This is a genomic window from Paractinoplanes rishiriensis (genome assembly GCF_016862375.1).
Classification (GTDB): Bacteria; Actinomycetota; Actinomycetes; order Mycobacteriales; family Micromonosporaceae; genus Actinoplanes; species Actinoplanes rishiriensis.
The window spans coordinates 1-16,912 of sequence record NZ_BOMV01000044.1; the positions used below are offsets into that span (position 1 = coordinate 1).

The following is a 16,912-nucleotide window of genomic DNA, read 5'->3' on the forward strand; positions in this document are numbered from 1 at the left end:
GACCGGGGCCAGTGCTGGCCGCTTGGCCCTGATCAGGTCGCCGCTGGACTGACCGCGCAGGTGCCGGCCCACCCAGGGCACCAGGTGCTCGCGGGCCCACCGCAGGTCGGCGCCGCGGGCCAGCAGCCACGGGGTCGGCTCGGGCATCGGCGGCACCAGCAGCCACTCCTCGTCCACCCCGACGCCCAGCACGGTCAGCACCAGGGCGGCGACCCGCCGGTGCCCGGCCGGGGACAGGTGCAGCCGGTCCGGCGACCACAGGTGCGGGTTGCGGAACGCGTCGTCGGCGAACAGATCGACCAGGTATGCGCCGTGCCGCTCGGCGAGTCTGCCGATGCCGTCGTTGAGCGCCGCCGCCCGCGGCGCCATGATCCGCTGCGCCGGGAGGTGCGACACGTCGGCGAACCGGAACAGCAGCACGTCGGCGCCCTCGGCACGCAACCGGGCGATCGCCGGCTCCATCCGGGCCACCAGGGCGTGCGGGTCGGCCCGCGGGCGCAGCAGGTCGTTGCCGCCGGCCGCGAGGCTGACCAGGTCGGGCCGCATCGACACGGCGGGCTCGACCTGCTCGTCGACGACCTGGCCGAGCAGCCGGCCGCGGATCGCCAGGTTGGCATAGCCGAAGTCGGGTCCGGAGTCGACCGCGAGCCGGGCGGCCACCAGGTCGGCCCAGCCGCGGAAGCGGCCGTCCGGGTACGCGTCGTTGAGCCCCTCGGTGAAGCTGTCCCCCATCGCCACGAAGGTGCGCCAGCTCATGGCCCCAGCTTTACACCCGCACGGACGGCACAGCAGCGTGACGATGACGACACCCGCTTAATGGAATGCCGAGTGTCGTACCGGCTGCCTACGCTGGCTCGCATGCTGTTGCGGATGTCCACCTTGCTGCTCAAGACCCTGCGCGAGGAGCCGACGGACGCCGAGGTGCCGAGCCACCGGCTGCTGCTGCGGGCCGGTTTCATCCGGCGCGCCGCCCCCGGCGGATACACCTGGCTGCCGCTCGGCAAGCTGGTGCTGGACCGGGTCACCGAGGTGGTGCGCTCCGAGATGGCCGCGATCGGCGGCCAGGAGGTGTCGTTCCCGGCGCTGCTGCCCCGCGACCCGTACGAGGTGAGCAACCGCTGGACCGAGTACGGCGACGACCTGTTCACACTCCAGGACCGGCGCGGCGCCGACTACCTGCTGGCACCCACCCACGAGGAGATGTTCACCCTGCTCGTGCAGGACATGACCAGCTCCTATCGGGACTTCCCGGTGCTGCTGTTCCAGGTGCAGACCAAGTTCCGCGACGAGGCCCGCCCGCGCGCCGGCCTGCTGCGCGGCCGCGAGTTCCTGATGAAGGACGCATACTCGTTCGGCCTCACCGACGAGTCGCTGGCCGAGGCCTACGCCGCCGTCCGCGGTGCGTACCAGCAGATCTTCGCCCGGCTCGGGCTGTCGCACACGATCGTCGCCGCCATGTCCGGCGCGATGGGCGGCTCGGCCTCCGAGGAGTTCCTGGCCGCCTCCGACGTGGGCGAGGACACCTTCGCCGGCTGCACCGCGTGCGACTACGCGGCCAACACCGAGGCGGTGGTGACGCCAGCGCCGGCCGCCGCGCCGATCCCGGCAGGCGTCCCGGTGGTGCACGACACCCCGGAGACCCCGACCATCACCGCGCTGGTCGACCTGGCCAACGCCCGGGCCCTGGACGGCCGCACCGACTGGATCGCGGCCGACACCCTTAAGAACGTCGTGGTCACCGTGCACCACCCGGGCCGCGACGCCGAGTTGCTGGTGATCGGCGTGCCCGGTGACCGCGAGGTCGACCTCAAGCGCCTCGACGCGGCACTGTCGCCGGCCACCGCGACCCTGTTCGACGACTTCGCGGCCCGGCCCGACCTGGTCCGCGGCTACATCGGGCCGCAGGGCCTCAAGGTGCGCTATCTGGCCGACCCGCGAGTGTCGCCCGGCACGTCCTGGCTGACCGGCGCCAACGAGCCGGGCCGGCACGCCACCGGGGTGGTGGCCGGCCGCGACTTCACCCCCGACGGCACCGTCGAGGCCGCCGAGGTGCGGGCCGGTGACCCGTGCCCGTCCTGCGCGGACGGCACGCTGACCATGCGCCGGGGCATTGAGATAGGGCACATCTTCCAGCTCGGCCGGCGATACACCGACGCGTTCAAGGTGGACGTGCTGGGCGTCGACGGCAAGCCGGTCCGGCCGACCATGGGCTCGTACGGCATCGGCCTGTCCCGCGCGGTGGCCGCGATCGCCGAGCAGCACCACGATGACCGCGGCCTGCTCTGGCCCGATCAGGTCGCGCCGGCCGACGTGCACGTGGTGGCGGCCGGCAAGGACGGTCAGGTCGCGGCGGCGCTCAAGGTCGCCGGCCAGCTGGCGGCGGCCGGCCTGCGGGTGCTGGTGGACGACCGGCCGCAGCTGTCGGCCGGCGTGAAGTTCACCGATGCCGAACTCATCGGCGTCCGCCGTACCGTGGTGATCGGGCGTCGCCTGGCCGAGGGGTATGCGGAATACCGCGACCGTCGGACGGGCGAACGCACCGACGTGCCAATCTCGGACATAACAGGTGTAATCACCAGTTCACTCGGGTAACACCGAGTTCTAGAAGGCGGGAGGAACTGCCATGGCCAAGGCGTTCGTCGGCGAGGTGATGACCCGGAGGGTCGTCTACCTCCCGGAGGGCACGATGCTCGACGAAGCCGCACAGGCCATGCGCGACCAGGGCATCGGCGACGTGGTGGTGACCGAGGGCCCGACCATGATCGGCGTGGTCACCGACCGGGACATCGTGGTCCGGGCAATCGCGGCCGACCTGCCGCCCAAAGCGACGACGCTCGGGTCGATCACCTCCCGCGAGCTGATCATGGTGGAGCAGTCGGCCACTGTGGACGAGGCGGTGCAGGCGATGCGCGAACGCGGCGTGCGCCGGTTGCTGGTTTGCGACTCCGACCGCAACGTGGTGGGCATTCTCAGCCTGAGTGACGTGGCCCTCCTTCCCACGGCGGCGCCCGCCTGACACCGGCGCGTACTGTCGATCTGGTGAGCGACATGCCCGCCAAGCTGGCCGAGATAGTCGATGAGTTCGCCTCGGCGCCCCGCGAGGTCGTGCTCGAGATGCTGCTCGAGTTCGCCGACGCGGTGCCGCCGCTGCCCGCGGGCCTGGCCGGGCACGAGGGCATGGAACAGGTCCCGGAGTGCCAGACGGCGTTCTTTCTCAAGGCGACCGTCCAGCCCGACGACACCGTGACCACCTGGTTCGACTGCCCACCGGAGGCGCCGACCACCCGGGCGTTCGCCGGCATCCTGGCCGACGGCCTGGCCGGCGCGTCGACGGCCGAGATCCTCGCGGTACCGGGGGACCTGTATGCCCGGATGGGCCTGGCCCAGGCGATCAGCCCGCTGCGCATCCGCGGCGGCACGGCCATCCTGGCCCGGCTCAAGCGCCAGGTCGCCGCCCAGCTCGCCGACTACCCCCGCTGAACCGGAGTGCTCGTGGAGATCCAGGTCTGGTCCGACGTCATCTGCCCGTGGTGCTACCTCGGCAAACGGCGCCTCGAGACGGCCCTGGCCGACTTGCCCACCGACGTGACGATCACCTACCGGGCGTTCCAGCTCGATCCGGCACCGGTGCCGCCGGGTCTGCCGATCAAGGAGGCGCTGGCCGCCAAGTTCGGCGGACGGGAGCGCGCCGACCAGATGTTCGAGCAGGTCACCATCATCGGCCGCGGCGACGGCCTGCACCTCGACTTCGACCGGGCCATCGCGGCCAACACGTTCGACAGCCACCGGCTGATCGCCTGGGCCGCCGGGCAGCACCGGCAGGCCGACATGCTGGAGGCGCTCCAGCGGGCGCACTTCACCGACGGGGTCGACCTCGGCTCCCGCCCGGCGCTGGCCGGGGTGGCCGGCTCGATCGGTCTCGATCCAGCTGCGGCCCGCGGTTACCTCGAGTCCGAGGCCGGCGGCGACGCCGTGCGGGCCGACCTTGCCGAGGCCCGCGACCTCGGCATCACCAGCGTGCCGACCTTCGTGATCGACGGAAGGTACGCGGTGCAGGGCGCCCAGGAAGCGGCCACGCTGCGCGCCGCACTCGACGAGATCATCCGGCGCGAGGCGGTCGACGCCGGTCGATGAGGTTTCACGTGGAACGGCATCGACCGGCTTAACTGATCTCCTTGGCCAGCCCGTCGATCACCTCGGCGCCGGGCAGGGCTCCCAGCGCCGGTCCGGCCACCGCGATTTTGCTATGCCGTACGCCGGAGCCGACGATCACGTGCGGCGTCGCGGCGACCCGGGCATCGACCAGGATCGGCCAGTCGGCGGGCAGGCCGATCGGAGTGATACCGCCGTACTCCATCCCGGTCAGCCGAACGGCCTCGTCCATCGGCGCGAAGCTGCATTTGCGGACGTCGAGGTGTCGCCGGACCACGCCGTTGACGTCGGCCCGGGTGGTGGCGAGCACGATGCAGGCCGCGTACCGGGTCACCTCGCCGCGCCGGCCCGCCACGATCACGCAGTTCGCCGAGACCTCCAAGCCGACCTGGTACGCCTCGCAGAACGCCGCGGTGTCGGCCAGCCCCGGATCGATCGGCGCCACCAGCACCTGGTCGGCGTCCACCGGCGCGTCGACGGGCCAGATCGCGAGTGCCTTGCTCACCGGCGTGGCCAGCAGATCGGGGCGGGACCGGGCGGGTTCCAGCTGAAGGCTTCCCATCACGCCCGCTATCCTTGCTCAATATTTCGCGGCCAGGTAGTCGCGCCACGCGATCGTGCCGGTCTCCGGCGCCGTCGAGGTCAGCCCGCCGGCCCGGATCCCCCGCGACATCTTGCCCGGCAACCGCACGGCCCACACCGGCCGCCGCGAGCCGCGCGCCGCCAGCCAACTCTTCGCCGCCTCGACGCCGCCGAGCACCTCCGGCCCGCCGAACTCCGTGGTCTCCCCCGCCGGCGGAACGGCGAGCAGGTCGGCGATCCGGTCGGCCACGTCCTCGATCGCGACCGGCTGGAGCTGCCACCCCGGGTCGATGATCAGCGGGCCGAGCTTGCTCAGCAGCGAGAGCAGCATCTCGGCGAACGGGTGGAACTGGGTGGCCCGCAGGATCGTGAACGGCACGCCACTCGCCCGCACGACCGCCTCGGTGTCGAGCTTTGCCTGGTAGTAGCGGTACGGAACGCGGTCGATGCCGGCGATCGAGACGTACACCACGCGCCGCACCCCGGCCTCCGCGGCCGCGGCGAGCAGCAGGCGGGTGCCCTCGACGTCGGTCTTCTGCGGCCGGCCCGGCGAGGAGGCCAGGTGCACGATCGCGTCGACGCCGCGCACCGCCTCGGTCAGACCGGCACCGGTACGCAGGTCGGCCGCGACCCAGCCCGGCCGGGCCGTGCGACTCGTCGGGCGTACCTGGTATCCGTCCTTGGTCAGCCGCGGCACCACCGCAGACCCCAGCGTCCCGCTCGCTCCGGTGACCAGCACCGTCATGTTTTCGCTCATACCAACGGGACGATCGGCGTAGCCGGCACGTGACGTGTCTCCGGTCACCGCGAAGTCTCAGAATTCGACGGATCTTGCCGACCTTCAGAGGGTGTGGAGGAGAGACGCGCAGCACGAATCGGGACCGTCAGCGGTCTCGCGCTGCTTGCCGGCGGCACCGCTGTCGCGGCCGTGGCCGGCGGCGCGCACTCGATCTTCGCGACGGTGCTGCTCGGGCTGCTAGCCCTAGGCATGAGCCACGCGCTGGTGGTCGAGATCCGGCGGCAGGCCGAGCGCCGGGTGGCCGGCTGGGCCCGCCAGGACTCCATCAACACGTTCCTCCTCGGCTTCTGGGCCGAGGCCGCACTGATCATGACGATCATCGGATCGAGCCCGATGCCGGTGCGTGCCGTCGGCCTGGCGCTGACCATCGGCTACGCCGCAAGCTGCGGCTACTTCGTGACCCTGCGCCGCCGCACGATCGCCACCCTCACCCAGCCCGCCCCGGCCCCGACCCGCGACGTCCCCCTGCCCCAGGCGTAGCTCGCTCGGGCCAGCCCACCCCAGCGTTCTCGCTGGTCCGGGCATGGCGTGCTCCTCCGGCTCCCGGACGGCGACGTCGTTTGATCTACTGTCGCCGTGCGTCGTCGATCTTTCGTGCGCCTGGCCGCGGCGGGCGCCGTGGCCGGTCTCGCCGGCTGCACCTCGCGGCGGCCCGGTCTGCCGCTCGCGTCGCCGCGGCTCGCGGTGGCCGGCGACTACTCGTGGTTCGCGCTCGACCGCGACCTCCGCCGGGGTTTCTGCTTCACCTGGGTGCGCGACCTGACTCCCGCCGAGGTGCTGGACCGGCTGGACGGCGAGGAACTCCAGCAGGTCACCTGGCAGCAGCTGGTCGGCTCGGGTGACGGCCAGCGCGGCGCCGCCGGCCGGTACTTCATCGGGGTCGCCCGGGCCGACGACTGGTCGCTGATCGTCGAGGACCGCGGCGACCTCGGTGCCACCGACGCCGTGGTGCTGCCGCTGTCCCGGGGCACCCGGCTGATCTCGCATCAGCGCGGCGAGGACGGCCACGGCCGGTTCCTGGTCGTCGAGGACGGCGTGATCCAACTCGACTTCGACCCGGCGGCACCCGGCAAGATCTCCGGTGTCCGTTCGGCCGAGCTCAAGCCGACGATCGACGCGGTAGGCTTCGACACCGGTGACGACCCGGCCGTCGCGATCGAGGCGGCCTTCGCGCTGGCCGCGAGATTCACCGAGATTCCGATGACACAAGATCTGCTGCGGACCAGGACCTACCTGCTCACGGCCGTGTCACCTGGCGGGTGATGAAAGAATCAATGTCCGTTCGGTTATTGCATGCACGGGCTCGGCAGGCGAACATTCAAACGTGGCGATGCGCTCCGACCTGCTGAGCATCGGCGAGGCCGCGATCATGCTGCGGACCACGCGGCAGCACATCATTGGGCTCTGCGCGCGTGGCCTGCTGCCGTACGTCATCGACGGCAGTCACCGCCGCCTCCGCCGGTCGGACGTGGAGGCGCTGATCCGCCCGGTGTTGACCCGCAAGCAGGTCGAACAGCTGTGGCTGCACCAGGCCATCGCCGGCAGACTGGTGGCCAACCCGACCTCGGTGATGGCCGCCGCCACGATCAACCTGCGCCGGTTGCGCCGACTGCACCCGGAGGGCCGGGAGTGGGAGTGGCTCGACCGTTGGCAGGTGGTTCTCGACGCCGGCGCCGAGGCGGTGCTGGACGCCCTCACCTCGTCGTCCGAATACGCGATCGAGTTGCGCGAGACGTCACCGTTCGCCGGCGTTCTGTCCGAAGAGGAACGCCAGACGGTGCTGACCGCGCTGTCCGAGAGCCGGCAGGACCGCGCCCGCCCAGTTTCGATGGCAACGGTCGAGCGGGTCATGCGCGCGGTGTGATCGACAGGCCGCTCGTTCGTCCTATTCGGTGAGTAACACGCCGCTTACCCACCGATAGCTCCCGAAGTTATCCACAGTCGATGAGCATGAATTTGTTATGCCCGCTAGCCTGCGTGGCGTGAGCGAACGAAGACGTGCCGCCGCCGTGATCGTCCGCGACGGCCGTGTGCTGATGGTGCACGAGCGCAGCCGGCGATCCGGTGGCGGCGAGTGGTGGACGCTGCCCGGCGGCGGCCTGGAACCCGGCGAGACTGCCGAGGAGGCGCTGCGCCGCGAAGTGTTCGAGGAGACGGGCCTAGTGGTCAGCGGAGCCCGCCACGTCCTGGAAATGCCGTACCCGTCCGGCATGACGTCGGTCTTCTCGGTAACGGTCGCCGACGGCGAGCCGCGCCTGGGCCCCGACGACGGCATCGGCCCGGAACTGCTGGGCCTGGACTGGTTCCCGGCCCCCGACTTCCCGACCGAGACCCCCGGCGTACCCGTCCCGCCGATGATTGTCGTGCTTCCCACATAACGCGGGCGGGGCCGGGCTCCGGCCGGCACCCGCACCCACCAGGACAGCCCGGCAGCGGACCGGCAGGGCGCAACCACCAACGGCCCGCCGGCACACCGGGCACGGCCGCACCCGGTCGGAAACGACCCTGACGCGTACCGCCGAAGATTGTGGGTCTTCATCATGGTCGAAACCGGCGTCGTTGCCACCCCGGATGGGCGTGCACTCGCGATGTGTCAGTGGGGCCCGCCCGACGGTGCGCCGATGTTCTACCTGCACGGCACCCCCGGCAGTCGGCTGATGCGTCATGTCGACGGCACCTACGAGCGAGCCGGAGTGCGAGTTATCACCTACGACCGGCCCGGCTATGGCCGTTCCCCGCGATTGCCCGGCCGCCAGGTCGCCCACGCCGCGGCCGACGTCGCCGTCATCGCTGACCACTTGGGCTTGGACCGGTTCGCGGTATGTGGTGTGTCGGGCGGTGGTCCCCATGCGCTGGCGGTATGCGCGATGCTCGGCAGGCGCGTCACCCGGGGTGCGACGGTCGTGTGCGTCGGCCCGTACGCCGAGCCGGACCTCGACTTCTTCGCCGGCCTGACGCCCGAGGACGCCGAGGACTGGCGGGTGACCGAGCGGGGCGGCGATGCCCTGGTCGCGAAGCTGCAGGCCGAGGCCGCCGGACTGCGGGAGGCGTTTCCGCCCGACGAGACAGCCGACGCGGTGCACCAGATGCTGGCCGAGACTCTGGTGGAAGCCACCGCGGAGGGTATCGACGGGATGCTCGACGACGAGTTGTCGCTGATCCGGCCGTGGGGGTTCAATGTGGCCGACATCGCGGTGCCCGTGCAGATCATGGCAGCCCGCGACGACGAGCTGATCCCGCCGGCTCAGAGTCAATGGCTGGCCGACCACATCCGCACGGCCGAGCTAGTCGTGGTGCCCGGCGACCACCTCGGTTTCGAACGCAATGCCGAGGAGGAGAAACTCATCGCGTGGCTGGCCGGTGGCCATTCTCGTGGAGCCCAGGGGACTTGAACCCCTAACCCCCGCCTTGCAAAGGCGGTGCTCTGCCAGTTGAGCTAGGGCCCCGTTTTTTATCGCAGGTCGGGTGCGGTGGTCGCCTCGTGCCAAAGCGCCCGCTCATCACTGGAGGCCTTGACCTTCTTGACCACCAGAGCCGCCGCCCCCACGATCCCCGCCAGAATAAGGAGCTTCTTCAGCATGGCTGTAACCCCACTCAGTCTACGGATCAGTCCACGGACCGCATTCTGTTAACGGCCACCCCGAGACCGTAACCAAACGACGGCCAGTTACCGGTACCACCTACGGCCAGTTACCGGTTAGATCGCGGGGCCTCCGGGGGCTCGGCCCCCGGAGAAAGCATGACGAGTGACCCCGGCCCGCGCTGTTTGCGGGCAGGGGTCACCTTGTCACTCGTGGGGCTAGCTGGAATCGAACCAGCGACCTCAGAGTTATCAGCTCTGCGCTCTAACCGACTGAGCTATAGCCCCGTAAGTGCGACTGAAGGTTACCGCACCGGGTTGCGAGCCTCCAAAACGGGGGGCCCGCAACCCGGTGACGTTGTCAGTCGCGTTCGGCCAGCGTCAGTTCGACGCCGCCGACCAGGTCGGCGCAGACGTTGTAGATGAACGCGCCCAGCGTGGCCAGCGCGGTGAACAGCACCACGTTGACCGCGCCGACGAGCATCGACGTGCCGATGACGCCCCATGCGGTGATGCGGAAACCGCCGCCGCCGGACGCCTCGGTGCCGCCGCTGGCGCTCACCAGTTCCTTGAGGCTGTTGTTGACCTCCTGCCAGACACCCATGGCGTCCAGCGCGAGATAAAGCACCGAGGTGGCCACGACCACGACGATGAACAGCACGACGGAGACGGCGAAGGCGAACTTCATGACGGACCAGGGATCGATCCGCTTGAGGTTCAGCCGGGCCCGCCGCGGACCGCGCGCCGCGGCCGAGGTGACCGTGGAGCGAGCCGAGCGGACCGCCTCGGACACCCGGGCGGCACCCACCGCGGCCGAACCGGTGACGCTGCCGGGCTGCCGCTTGGCGCCGGTCGCCGAACCCGGCTGGGCCGGCGACGGCGCGCCGCCGGCCGGACGCTGCGGCGCACCCGTGCTGGGCGGCGCCGACGCGGGCCGGGCCGGGGCGGCGGCCGGCGTGCTGCCCGGAACCGCGCCCTTGCCCTTCGTGACGATCGGCACACTGGCCGAGCCCTTTGCCGCGGGCTTGGCAGCACCTGGCCCGGCGGGCCGTTTCGCGTCGGACGAACCCTCGCTGTCGGCGGGCGGCTCACTCGGCGGCGGGGTCATTCCCGGTGCCCGGGTGAACTTCGGCGGGGACGGGGCATCGGCGGGGGCCGCGGAGCGACCTGCGGATTCGCGCCCGTTCGAGGCGGCGCCGTCCTTCTTGGCCGCCTCGTCCGGAGTCGTCGAGCCTCCCGAGGTCCCCGACTTCGCCTGTGTCTCCGGCATCAACTAGTCCTGTTCGTCAGGCTCGTCGGCATTGCGAGCAAGCGCCACGATGGTTACACCTTCTGGGAGGTCCATCAGCTTGACCCCCATTGTGTTCCGATCCCGCGTGCGCCGTACAGGCTTCACGGGAGTCCGGATGACACCACCATTGCTGGTGATGGCAAATAGTTCATCCTCCGGGCTGATCACGAGAGCCCCCACCAGTCCACCACGACGTTCCGTGATTTTCGCGGTGAGAACGCCCTTGCCGCCCCGGCCCTGTACCGGATACTCCTCGATCGGCGTCCGCTTTGCATACCCGCCGTTGGTGGCGACCAACACATCCATGCCCTCGCGTACGACCTCCATCGCGAGCAGCTCGTCGTTGTCACCGAACCGCATGCCGATCACACCGGACGTGGCCCGGCCCATCGGCCGCAGCGCCTCGTCGGTCGCATTGAAGCGGATGGCCTGGGCTTTCTTGGACACGAGCAGCAGGTCGTTCTCCGATGCTGCCAGCGCCGCGCCCACCAACTCGTCATCCTCCCGCAGGTTGATGGCGATGATGCCACCGCTGCGGTTGGAGTCAAACTCGGCGAGACGGGTCTTCTTCACGAGCCCATTCTTGGTGGCGAGCACAAGGTACGGCGCAACCTCGTAGTTCGAGATCTGAATGACCTGCGCGATGTGCTCGTCCGGCTGGAACGCCAGCAGGTTCGCGACGTGCTGACCCTTCGCCACGCGGCTGGCCTCGGGCAGTTCGTACGCCTTCGCCCGATAGACCCGGCCCTTGTTGGTGAAGAACAGAATCCAGTCGTGCGTCGAGATCACGAAGAAGTGCGACACGATGTCGTCCTGCCGCAGCGTGGCGCCGCTGACTCCCTTGCCGCCGCGCTTCTGCGACCGGTACATGTCGACCTTCGTACGCTTCGCGTATCCGGTCCGTGTGATGGTCGCCACAACGTCCTCGCGGGCGATGAGGTCCTCCATCGAGACTTCACCATCAAACGGGATGATCTGCGTAAGGCGGTCATCACCAAACTTCTGCACGATCTCGCCGAGCTCCTCGGAGACGATCGCCCGCTGCCGCTCCGGCTTCGCGAGGATGTCCTTGAGGTCGGCGATCTCGATCTCGATCTTCGCCAACTCGTCGATGATCTTCTGTCGCTCAAGTGCCGCCAGCCGGCGCAGCTGCATGTCGAGGATGGCCCCGGCCTGCACCTCGTCGATGTCGAGCAGCTGGATCAGGCCGGCCCGCGCGTCCTCCACGGTCGGCGACCGCCGGATCAGGGCGATCACCTCGTCCAGCGCGTCCAGGGCCTTCACCAGGCCGCGCAGGATGTGCGCCCGCTCCTCGGCCTTGCGCAACCGGTACGCGGTACGCCTGCGGATGACCTCGATCTGGTGGTCGACGTAGTAGCGGATGAACTGCGCCAGGTTCAGCGTGCGCGGCACCCCGTCGACCAGCGCCAGCATGTTGGCGCCGAACGTCTCCTGCAGCTGGGTGTGCTTGTAGAGGTTGTTCAGCACCACCTTGGCGACCGCGTCGCGCTTCAAAACCAAGATCAAGCGCATTCCGGTACGCCCGGAGGACTCGTCCCGGATGTCCGCGATCCCGGTGAGCTTGCCCTCCTTGACCAGCTCCGCGACCCGCTCGGCGAGGTTGTCCGGGTTCACCTGGTACGGCAGCTCGGTGACCACGAGACAGGGCCGGCCGCGCGGGTCCTCCTCGACCTCGACCACGGCCCGCATCCGGATCGAGCCCCGGCCGGTCCGGTACGCGTCCTGGATCGCCTGCTGACCGACGATCAGGCCCCTGGTCGGGAAGTCCGGCCCCTTGACCACTTCGAGTACGGCCTCAAGGGTTTCCGCCTCGTCCGCCTCCGGGTTGTCCAGCGCCCACTGCACGGCGGCCGCGATCTCCCGCAGGTTGTGCGGCGGAATCTTGGTGGCCATGCCGACCGCGATGCCCTCGGAGCCGTTGACCAGCAGGTTGGGGAACCGCGCCGGCAGAATCGTCGGCTCCTGCGTACGCCCGTCGTAGTTGTCCTGCATGTCGACGGTGTCTTCGTCGATGTCCCGGAGCATCTCCATCGCCAGCGGCGACAGCTTCGACTCGGTGTATCTCATGGCGGCCGGCGGATCGTTGCCCGGCGATCCGAAGTTGCCGTTGCCGTCGATCAGCGGATAGCGCAAGGACCACGGCTGCCCCATCCGCACCAGGGCGTCGTAGATCGACGAGTCGCCGTGCGGGTGGTAGTTGCCCATCACGTCGCCGACGACGCGGGCGCACTTCACGTACCCGCGGTCGGGGCGGAAGCCGGCGTCGTACATCGCGTACAGGATCTTGCGGTGTACCGGCTTGAGGCCGTCCCGGACGTCGGGCAGCGCCCGGCCCACGATCACGCTCATCGCGTAGTCGAGGTACGAGCGCTGCATCTCGACCTCGAGGCCGACGGGCTCGACTCGCTGGGTTACACCTCCGCCGTTGTCCTCCTGGGAATCGTCGCCGCCGGGGGGTTCGGGAGTGTCAGTCACAGTTAACCCTTACTCAAGGTGAAACCAGACAAGTACGGCTAAAGCACGCATCTCGCTGTGGATAACGTTGTGGAAAGTCGGTGGACGCTGTGGATAGCGGTGGGTAACCGCCACCGTCAGATGTCGAGGAACCGCACGTCCTTGGCGTTGCGCTGGATGAACGAGCGCCGCGCCTCGACGTCCTCGCCCATCAGCACGCTGAACAACTCGTCGGCCGTGGCGGCGTCATCGAGCGTGACCTGACGCAGCGTGCGCGTCGACGGATCCATCGTCGTGTCCCACAGCTCGTGGAAGTTCATCTCGCCGAGGCCCTTGAACCGCTGGATGTCGTCCGGCTTCGCGTTCGCCTTCTTCTGCTGGCGCAGCGCGATCAGCCCATCCCGCTCCCGGTCGGAGTAGGCGTACTGCGCGTCGTCGCCGCGCTTGTTCCACTTGATCTTGTAAAGCGGCGGTGCCGCCAGGTAGACGTGACCCTGCTCGACCAGCGGCCGCATGAAGCGGAACAGCAGGGTGAGCAACAGCGTCTGGATGTGCTGGCCGTCGACGTCGGCGTCGGCCATCAGCACGATCTTGTGGTAGCGCAGCTTGGCGATGTCGAAGTCGTCGTGGATGCCGGTGCCCAGCGCGGTGATCAGCGACTGGACCTCGTTGTTCTTGAGCACCCGGTCGATACGGGCCTTCTCCACGTTCAGGATCTTGCCGCGGATCGGCAGGATGGCCTGGATGGCGCTGTCCCGGCCCTGCTTGGCCGAGCCGCCGGCCGAGTCGCCCTCGACGATGAACAGCTCGCACACCCGCGGGTCGGTGGACTGGCAGTCGGCCAGCTTGCCGGGCATCGAGCCGGACTCCAGCAGCGACTTGCGCCGGGCCAGCTTGCGGGCCTGCTGGGCGGCGATCCGGGCGCGGGCCGCCTGGGACGCCTTCGTGATGATCAGCTTGGCGTCCGCCGGGTTGCGGTCGAACCAGTCCGCGATCTGCTCGTTGGCGACCCGCTGGACGAAGCTCTTCATGTCGGTGTTGCCGAGCTTGGTCTTGGTCTGGCCCTCGAACTGCGGGTTGGCCAGCTTGACCGAGATGATCGCGGCGAGACCCTCGCGGATGTCCTCGCCGGAGAGCTTCTCGTCGCTCTTGAGGAACTTCTTCTCGGTGCCGTACCGGTTGACGATGCCGGTCAGCGCGGCCCGGAAGCCCTCCTCGTGGGTGCCGCCCTCATGCGTGTTGATCGTGTTGGCGAACGTGTAGACCGATTCGCCGTACGACTCGTTCCACTGCATGGCGACCTCGATGGCCATGCCCTCCTCGGGCGCCTCGGCGCCGTACTCGATCACCGTCTTGTGGATCGGGCTCTTGGTGGCGTTGAGGTGGCGGACGAAGTCGGCGATGCCGCCCGCGTACATGAACCGGACCGAGCGGGCCTCGCCGTTGTCGTCGACCTGCTCGGGGCGCTGGTCGGTCAGGGTGATGGTGAGGCCACGGTTGAGGAAGGCCATCTCCTGGAGCCGGCGGTAGATGGTCTGGAAGTCGAACTCAACCGTCTCGAAGATCGTCGCGTCGGGCCAGAACTGCACCGTCGACCCGGTGTGGTCGGTGGTCTCGCCCTTCTCCAGCGGGCCGGGCTTCATGGCGTTGTACGTCTGCCGCCAGACGTGGCCGGACTTGTGGATCTCGACGAACATCCGCGTGGAGAGCGCGTTCACGACGGACACGCCGACGCCGTGCAGACCACCGGAGACCGCGTACGCCTTGCCGTCGAACTTGCCGCCGGCGTGCAGCACGGTCAGCGCCACCTCGACGCCGGGCTTCTTGAGCTTGGGGTGCAGGTCGACGGGGAAGCCTCGGCCGTTGTCGGTGACGGAGACGCCGCCGTCGGGGAGCAGGACCACCTCGATGGTGTCGCAGTGACCGGCCATCGCCTCGTCCACCGCGTTGTCCACAACTTCCTGGACCAGGTGGTGCAGGCCACGCTCGCCGGTGGAGCCGATGTACATACCGGGGCGCTTGCGGACCGCTTCGAGACCCTCCAGAACGGTGATGGACTCGGCACCGTACTCCTGCTTTTTCTCTGCCACCCTCGGCCACTTTCTCGCGCCGGGCCCGGGGGCCCCGCAACGGGGTTGGCGGACGCACGGCGAGCGGCCGGCGGGCATGGCAGACCACAGATGACACCCGCGGGGAGAAGCGGACCACCGGTGGAACCGTGCGCGCCGGTCGCCGCGGCAGGCCCGCGGATCGTGATCGGCTGGAAAAACCGCGTAGCGTGACGACAGCCGTCGTCAGGTCGTCGCCGTACACAGTTTTTCCGGTCGGCCTCGATTCTACTCCGCCGGAGCGAGTTGGCGAGGGTCCGGCACCCCTTCCGGGTGCCTCAGATTGCCGTAGCGCCGTTGAGGCCGCCACCCACGTCTCCCCCTACACGGAACAGACGTCCAACGCAACGACAACTGATCCGGCTGTCGATCGCAACAGCGCGCCTGCCGGACCTTATGGCCACGCGCTGCGACACTGCCTCACAGCACCGGGCCGTGGTGTCGTAACCTCGCCCGCGCGGACCGGTGCATGGCCGGACGTCATATGGCGGGTTTGCATGGGTTGTCCGCCGCGGAAGGGTCTGCGAGGCAGGTCGAGGAGGGGTGGCCCCCATGGCGCACGACAAGGGGCTGGAGAACGTCGCGGTGCACTGGCCGCGGACGAACCAGTACTACGACCCGGTGGCTCCCGCCGAGTTCGTCGACTTCGGGGCGGTCGCCGACGCTCCGGAGATCGCCGCGCCCACCGGTGCCCTGGCACTGCACATCGCCAAGACCGGCACGGTGCGCGCCACGGCGTACACGGAGCTTGTTGATCTGCTTTTGGGCTTGGACGGCGTGCTCTACGCCACGGATGCCGCCGCCGAGGACGAGGATCCGGTGATCGACCCGGACGGCTGTGCGTGGATCGCCGGCGGTCTGGAGCGCTTCGTCGAGGGCCACGAGCACCTGGGCGACCTGGTCACCTTCGACACGGTCGGTGAGGTGATGCGCGCCGCCGTGGCCCAGGGCCGGCTCCCCGATCAGCAGTTGCGCTGGCTGGAGAACCGCCTGTCCGCCCTCCGCGACGACGCCGGCAACGCCCCGCACTGGAGTTTCGCCCGCTCCGAGCTGGCCATCCTCGCCGGGTTCTACCGTCGCTGCGCGGACCGGGGTTTCGCCGTTTTCGCCGATTACTGAGCAAAAGCCCAAACCAAACCTCAGGGCGTACGCGCGAGCACGAGTCCCGGGGCACACGCCCGGCTGCGTCGTGGTCCCGCTCCGCACGCGGCCGCCGGGCTGTCCCGGCGGGCCGGGCGGGCGGCCGCGGCCCTCAGCCGTAGGTGTCCCGCGGCCCGCGCCCCTGCACCCGGCGCGGTCCGCGGGTCCACGACGGCGCGGCCGGCCCGTGGATGTTGAGCTTGGTGACGACGTTGTGGCCCACCTCGGAGGCGATGTTCCGCAGCAGCGTCGCGGCCAGTAGTCGCAGCTGAGTGGCCCACGCGGTCGACTCGGCCTCGACCGTGAGGACGCCGCCGTCGAGCTTGACCGGGCGGCTGTGCTTGGCGATGTCCGGACCGACCACCCGTTCCCAGGCGCCGAAGACGGTGGCCTCGGCCTTGGGTTTCTCCCAGCCGCGGGCCTTCATGAGCCGGTCCAGCACCGCGCCGAACAGCTGCGGGTCGCGCGGGTCGGGACCGGGACCGGAATAGCCGCGAAGCCGCCGGCCGGTCTCGCCGCCGTTGCCGCGCCGGCGCGGGCTCTGCGCGGCGGCCCGCCGCTTGGCCAGTGCCGCATCGACCACCGCGCGCGCCAGCTCGGGCCCGGAAACGCCCTCAGCGCCTCCCTCCGCCCCCGAACCGCCTTGATCCACCCCGGGGGGTGCCCCGGCGGGTTGGGACGGCACAGCGGGCCGCTCAGATCCGCTAGCCGCACGGTTCCGCCCGGCTGGGCCGGATCGGGCGGATCCAGCTCGCGACCCGGCCGACGATCCGGCCTGCGGCCCA

General features: G+C 69.8%; 18 protein-coding genes and 2 tRNA genes. 10 read left to right on the top strand and 10 right to left on the bottom strand.

The genetic code is table 11. The features are described from left to right. Positions 1–756 (bottom strand): SGNH/GDSL hydrolase family protein (locus Ari01nite_RS19380; RefSeq protein ID WP_203782678.1); only part of this gene is annotated, 756 nt, incomplete at its 3' end. Between the two features lie 102 nt (positions 757–858). Here Ari01nite_RS19380 and Ari01nite_RS19385 point away from each other — a divergent pair. The 4 genes from Ari01nite_RS19385 to Ari01nite_RS19400 are packed head-to-tail and all read left to right on the top strand — an operon-like array spanning position 859 to position 4,134. Continuing rightward, a complete protein-coding gene (locus Ari01nite_RS19385) occupies positions 859–2,592 on the top strand; it encodes a proline--tRNA ligase (protein ID WP_203782679.1) in 1,734 nt (577 codons plus the stop codon). Positions 2,593–2,623: 31 nt separating this feature from the next. Further along, a complete protein-coding gene (locus Ari01nite_RS19390; RefSeq protein ID WP_203782680.1) occupies positions 2,624–3,016 on the top strand; it encodes a CBS domain-containing protein in 393 nt (130 codons plus the stop codon). Between the two features lie 32 nt (positions 3,017–3,048). Beyond that, positions 3,049–3,480 (top strand): SufE family protein, encoded by a 432-nt coding sequence (locus tag Ari01nite_RS19395; RefSeq protein WP_438872199.1) that lies wholly within the window; start codon positions 3,049–3,051, stop codon positions 3,478–3,480. Positions 3,481–3,492: 12 nt separating this feature from the next. Further along, complete coding sequence (locus Ari01nite_RS19400) at positions 3,493–4,134, top strand: DsbA family oxidoreductase (protein ID WP_203782682.1); 642 nt, start codon at positions 3,493–3,495, stop codon at positions 4,132–4,134. 28 nt (positions 4,135–4,162) lie between these two features. Here the strand turns inward: Ari01nite_RS19400 and Ari01nite_RS19405 are convergent, their stop codons facing one another. Beyond that, positions 4,163–4,714: a YbaK/EbsC family protein gene (locus Ari01nite_RS19405; protein ID WP_203782683.1), complete on the bottom strand. Its 552-nt coding sequence runs from the start codon at positions 4,712–4,714 to the stop codon at positions 4,163–4,165. An 18-nt stretch (positions 4,715–4,732) separates the two neighbouring features. After that, a complete protein-coding gene (locus Ari01nite_RS19410) occupies positions 4,733–5,479 on the bottom strand; it encodes an SDR family oxidoreductase (protein WP_203782684.1) in 747 nt (248 codons plus the stop codon). 105 nt (positions 5,480–5,584) lie between these two features. Between Ari01nite_RS19410 and Ari01nite_RS19415 the strand changes: the two genes are divergently transcribed. The 5 genes from Ari01nite_RS19415 (at position 5,585) to Ari01nite_RS19435 (ending at position 8,925) form a co-directional block, all read left to right on the top strand. Then, positions 5,585–6,013, top strand: a complete 429-nt coding sequence (locus Ari01nite_RS19415; RefSeq protein ID WP_203782685.1) for a hypothetical protein — start codon at positions 5,585–5,587, stop codon at positions 6,011–6,013. A gap of 96 nt (positions 6,014–6,109) precedes the next feature. After that, positions 6,110–6,796: a DUF6461 domain-containing protein gene (locus Ari01nite_RS19420; RefSeq protein WP_203782686.1), complete on the top strand. Its 687-nt coding sequence runs from the start codon at positions 6,110–6,112 to the stop codon at positions 6,794–6,796. 67 nt (positions 6,797–6,863) lie between these two features. After that, the gene (locus tag Ari01nite_RS19425) at positions 6,864–7,397 is read left to right on the top strand and encodes a helix-turn-helix domain-containing protein (protein WP_203782694.1); all 534 of its coding nucleotides are present in this window, start codon (positions 6,864–6,866) and stop codon (positions 7,395–7,397) included. A 118-nt stretch (positions 7,398–7,515) separates the two neighbouring features. After that, on the top strand, positions 7,516–7,911 hold the full coding sequence (locus Ari01nite_RS19430; RefSeq protein ID WP_203782687.1) for an NUDIX domain-containing protein: 396 nt from the start codon (positions 7,516–7,518) through the stop codon (positions 7,909–7,911). A gap of 162 nt (positions 7,912–8,073) precedes the next feature. After that, on the top strand, positions 8,074–8,925 hold the full coding sequence (locus Ari01nite_RS19435; RefSeq protein WP_203782688.1) for an alpha/beta fold hydrolase: 852 nt from the start codon (positions 8,074–8,076) through the stop codon (positions 8,923–8,925). On the opposite strand, the gene Ari01nite_RS19440 is transcribed toward Ari01nite_RS19435, so the two are convergent. The 6 genes from Ari01nite_RS19440 to gyrB all read right to left on the bottom strand — a co-directional run bounded on the left by Ari01nite_RS19440 (position 8,907) and on the right by gyrB (position 14,969). Then, positions 8,907–8,979, bottom strand: a tRNA-Ala gene (locus Ari01nite_RS19440). The genes Ari01nite_RS19435 and Ari01nite_RS19440 overlap by 19 nt on opposite strands. A 5-nt stretch (positions 8,980–8,984) precedes the next feature. Further along, positions 8,985–9,113, bottom strand: a complete 129-nt coding sequence (locus tag Ari01nite_RS49920; protein ID WP_239162850.1) for a DLW-39 family protein — start codon at positions 9,111–9,113, stop codon at positions 8,985–8,987. Between the two features lie 214 nt (positions 9,114–9,327). Then, positions 9,328–9,401, bottom strand: a tRNA-Ile gene (locus Ari01nite_RS19445). Positions 9,402–9,474: 73 nt separating this feature from the next. Next, complete coding sequence (locus Ari01nite_RS19450) at positions 9,475–10,383, bottom strand: DUF3566 domain-containing protein (RefSeq protein ID WP_203782689.1); 909 nt, start codon at positions 10,381–10,383, stop codon at positions 9,475–9,477. A gap of 3 nt (positions 10,384–10,386) precedes the next feature. After that, a complete protein-coding gene (gene gyrA / locus Ari01nite_RS19455; RefSeq protein ID WP_203782690.1) occupies positions 10,387–12,900 on the bottom strand; it encodes a DNA gyrase subunit A in 2,514 nt (837 codons plus the stop codon). 116 nt (positions 12,901–13,016) lie between these two features. Beyond that, positions 13,017–14,969: a DNA topoisomerase (ATP-hydrolyzing) subunit B gene (gyrB, locus tag Ari01nite_RS19460; protein WP_203782691.1), complete on the bottom strand. Its 1,953-nt coding sequence runs from the start codon at positions 14,967–14,969 to the stop codon at positions 13,017–13,019. Between the two features lie 570 nt (positions 14,970–15,539). On the opposite strand from gyrB, the gene Ari01nite_RS19465 reads away from it, so the two are divergent. After that, entirely contained in the window at positions 15,540–16,106 is a 567-nt protein-coding gene (locus Ari01nite_RS19465; RefSeq protein WP_203782692.1) for a hypothetical protein, read from the top strand. Positions 16,107–16,239: 133 nt separating this feature from the next. Here Ari01nite_RS19465 and Ari01nite_RS19470 read toward each other — a convergent pair whose 3' ends face one another. Continuing rightward, a complete protein-coding gene (locus tag Ari01nite_RS19470) occupies positions 16,240–16,812 on the bottom strand; it encodes a DciA family protein (protein ID WP_438872198.1) in 573 nt (190 codons plus the stop codon). Between the last annotated feature and the right edge of the window lie 100 nt (positions 16,813–16,912).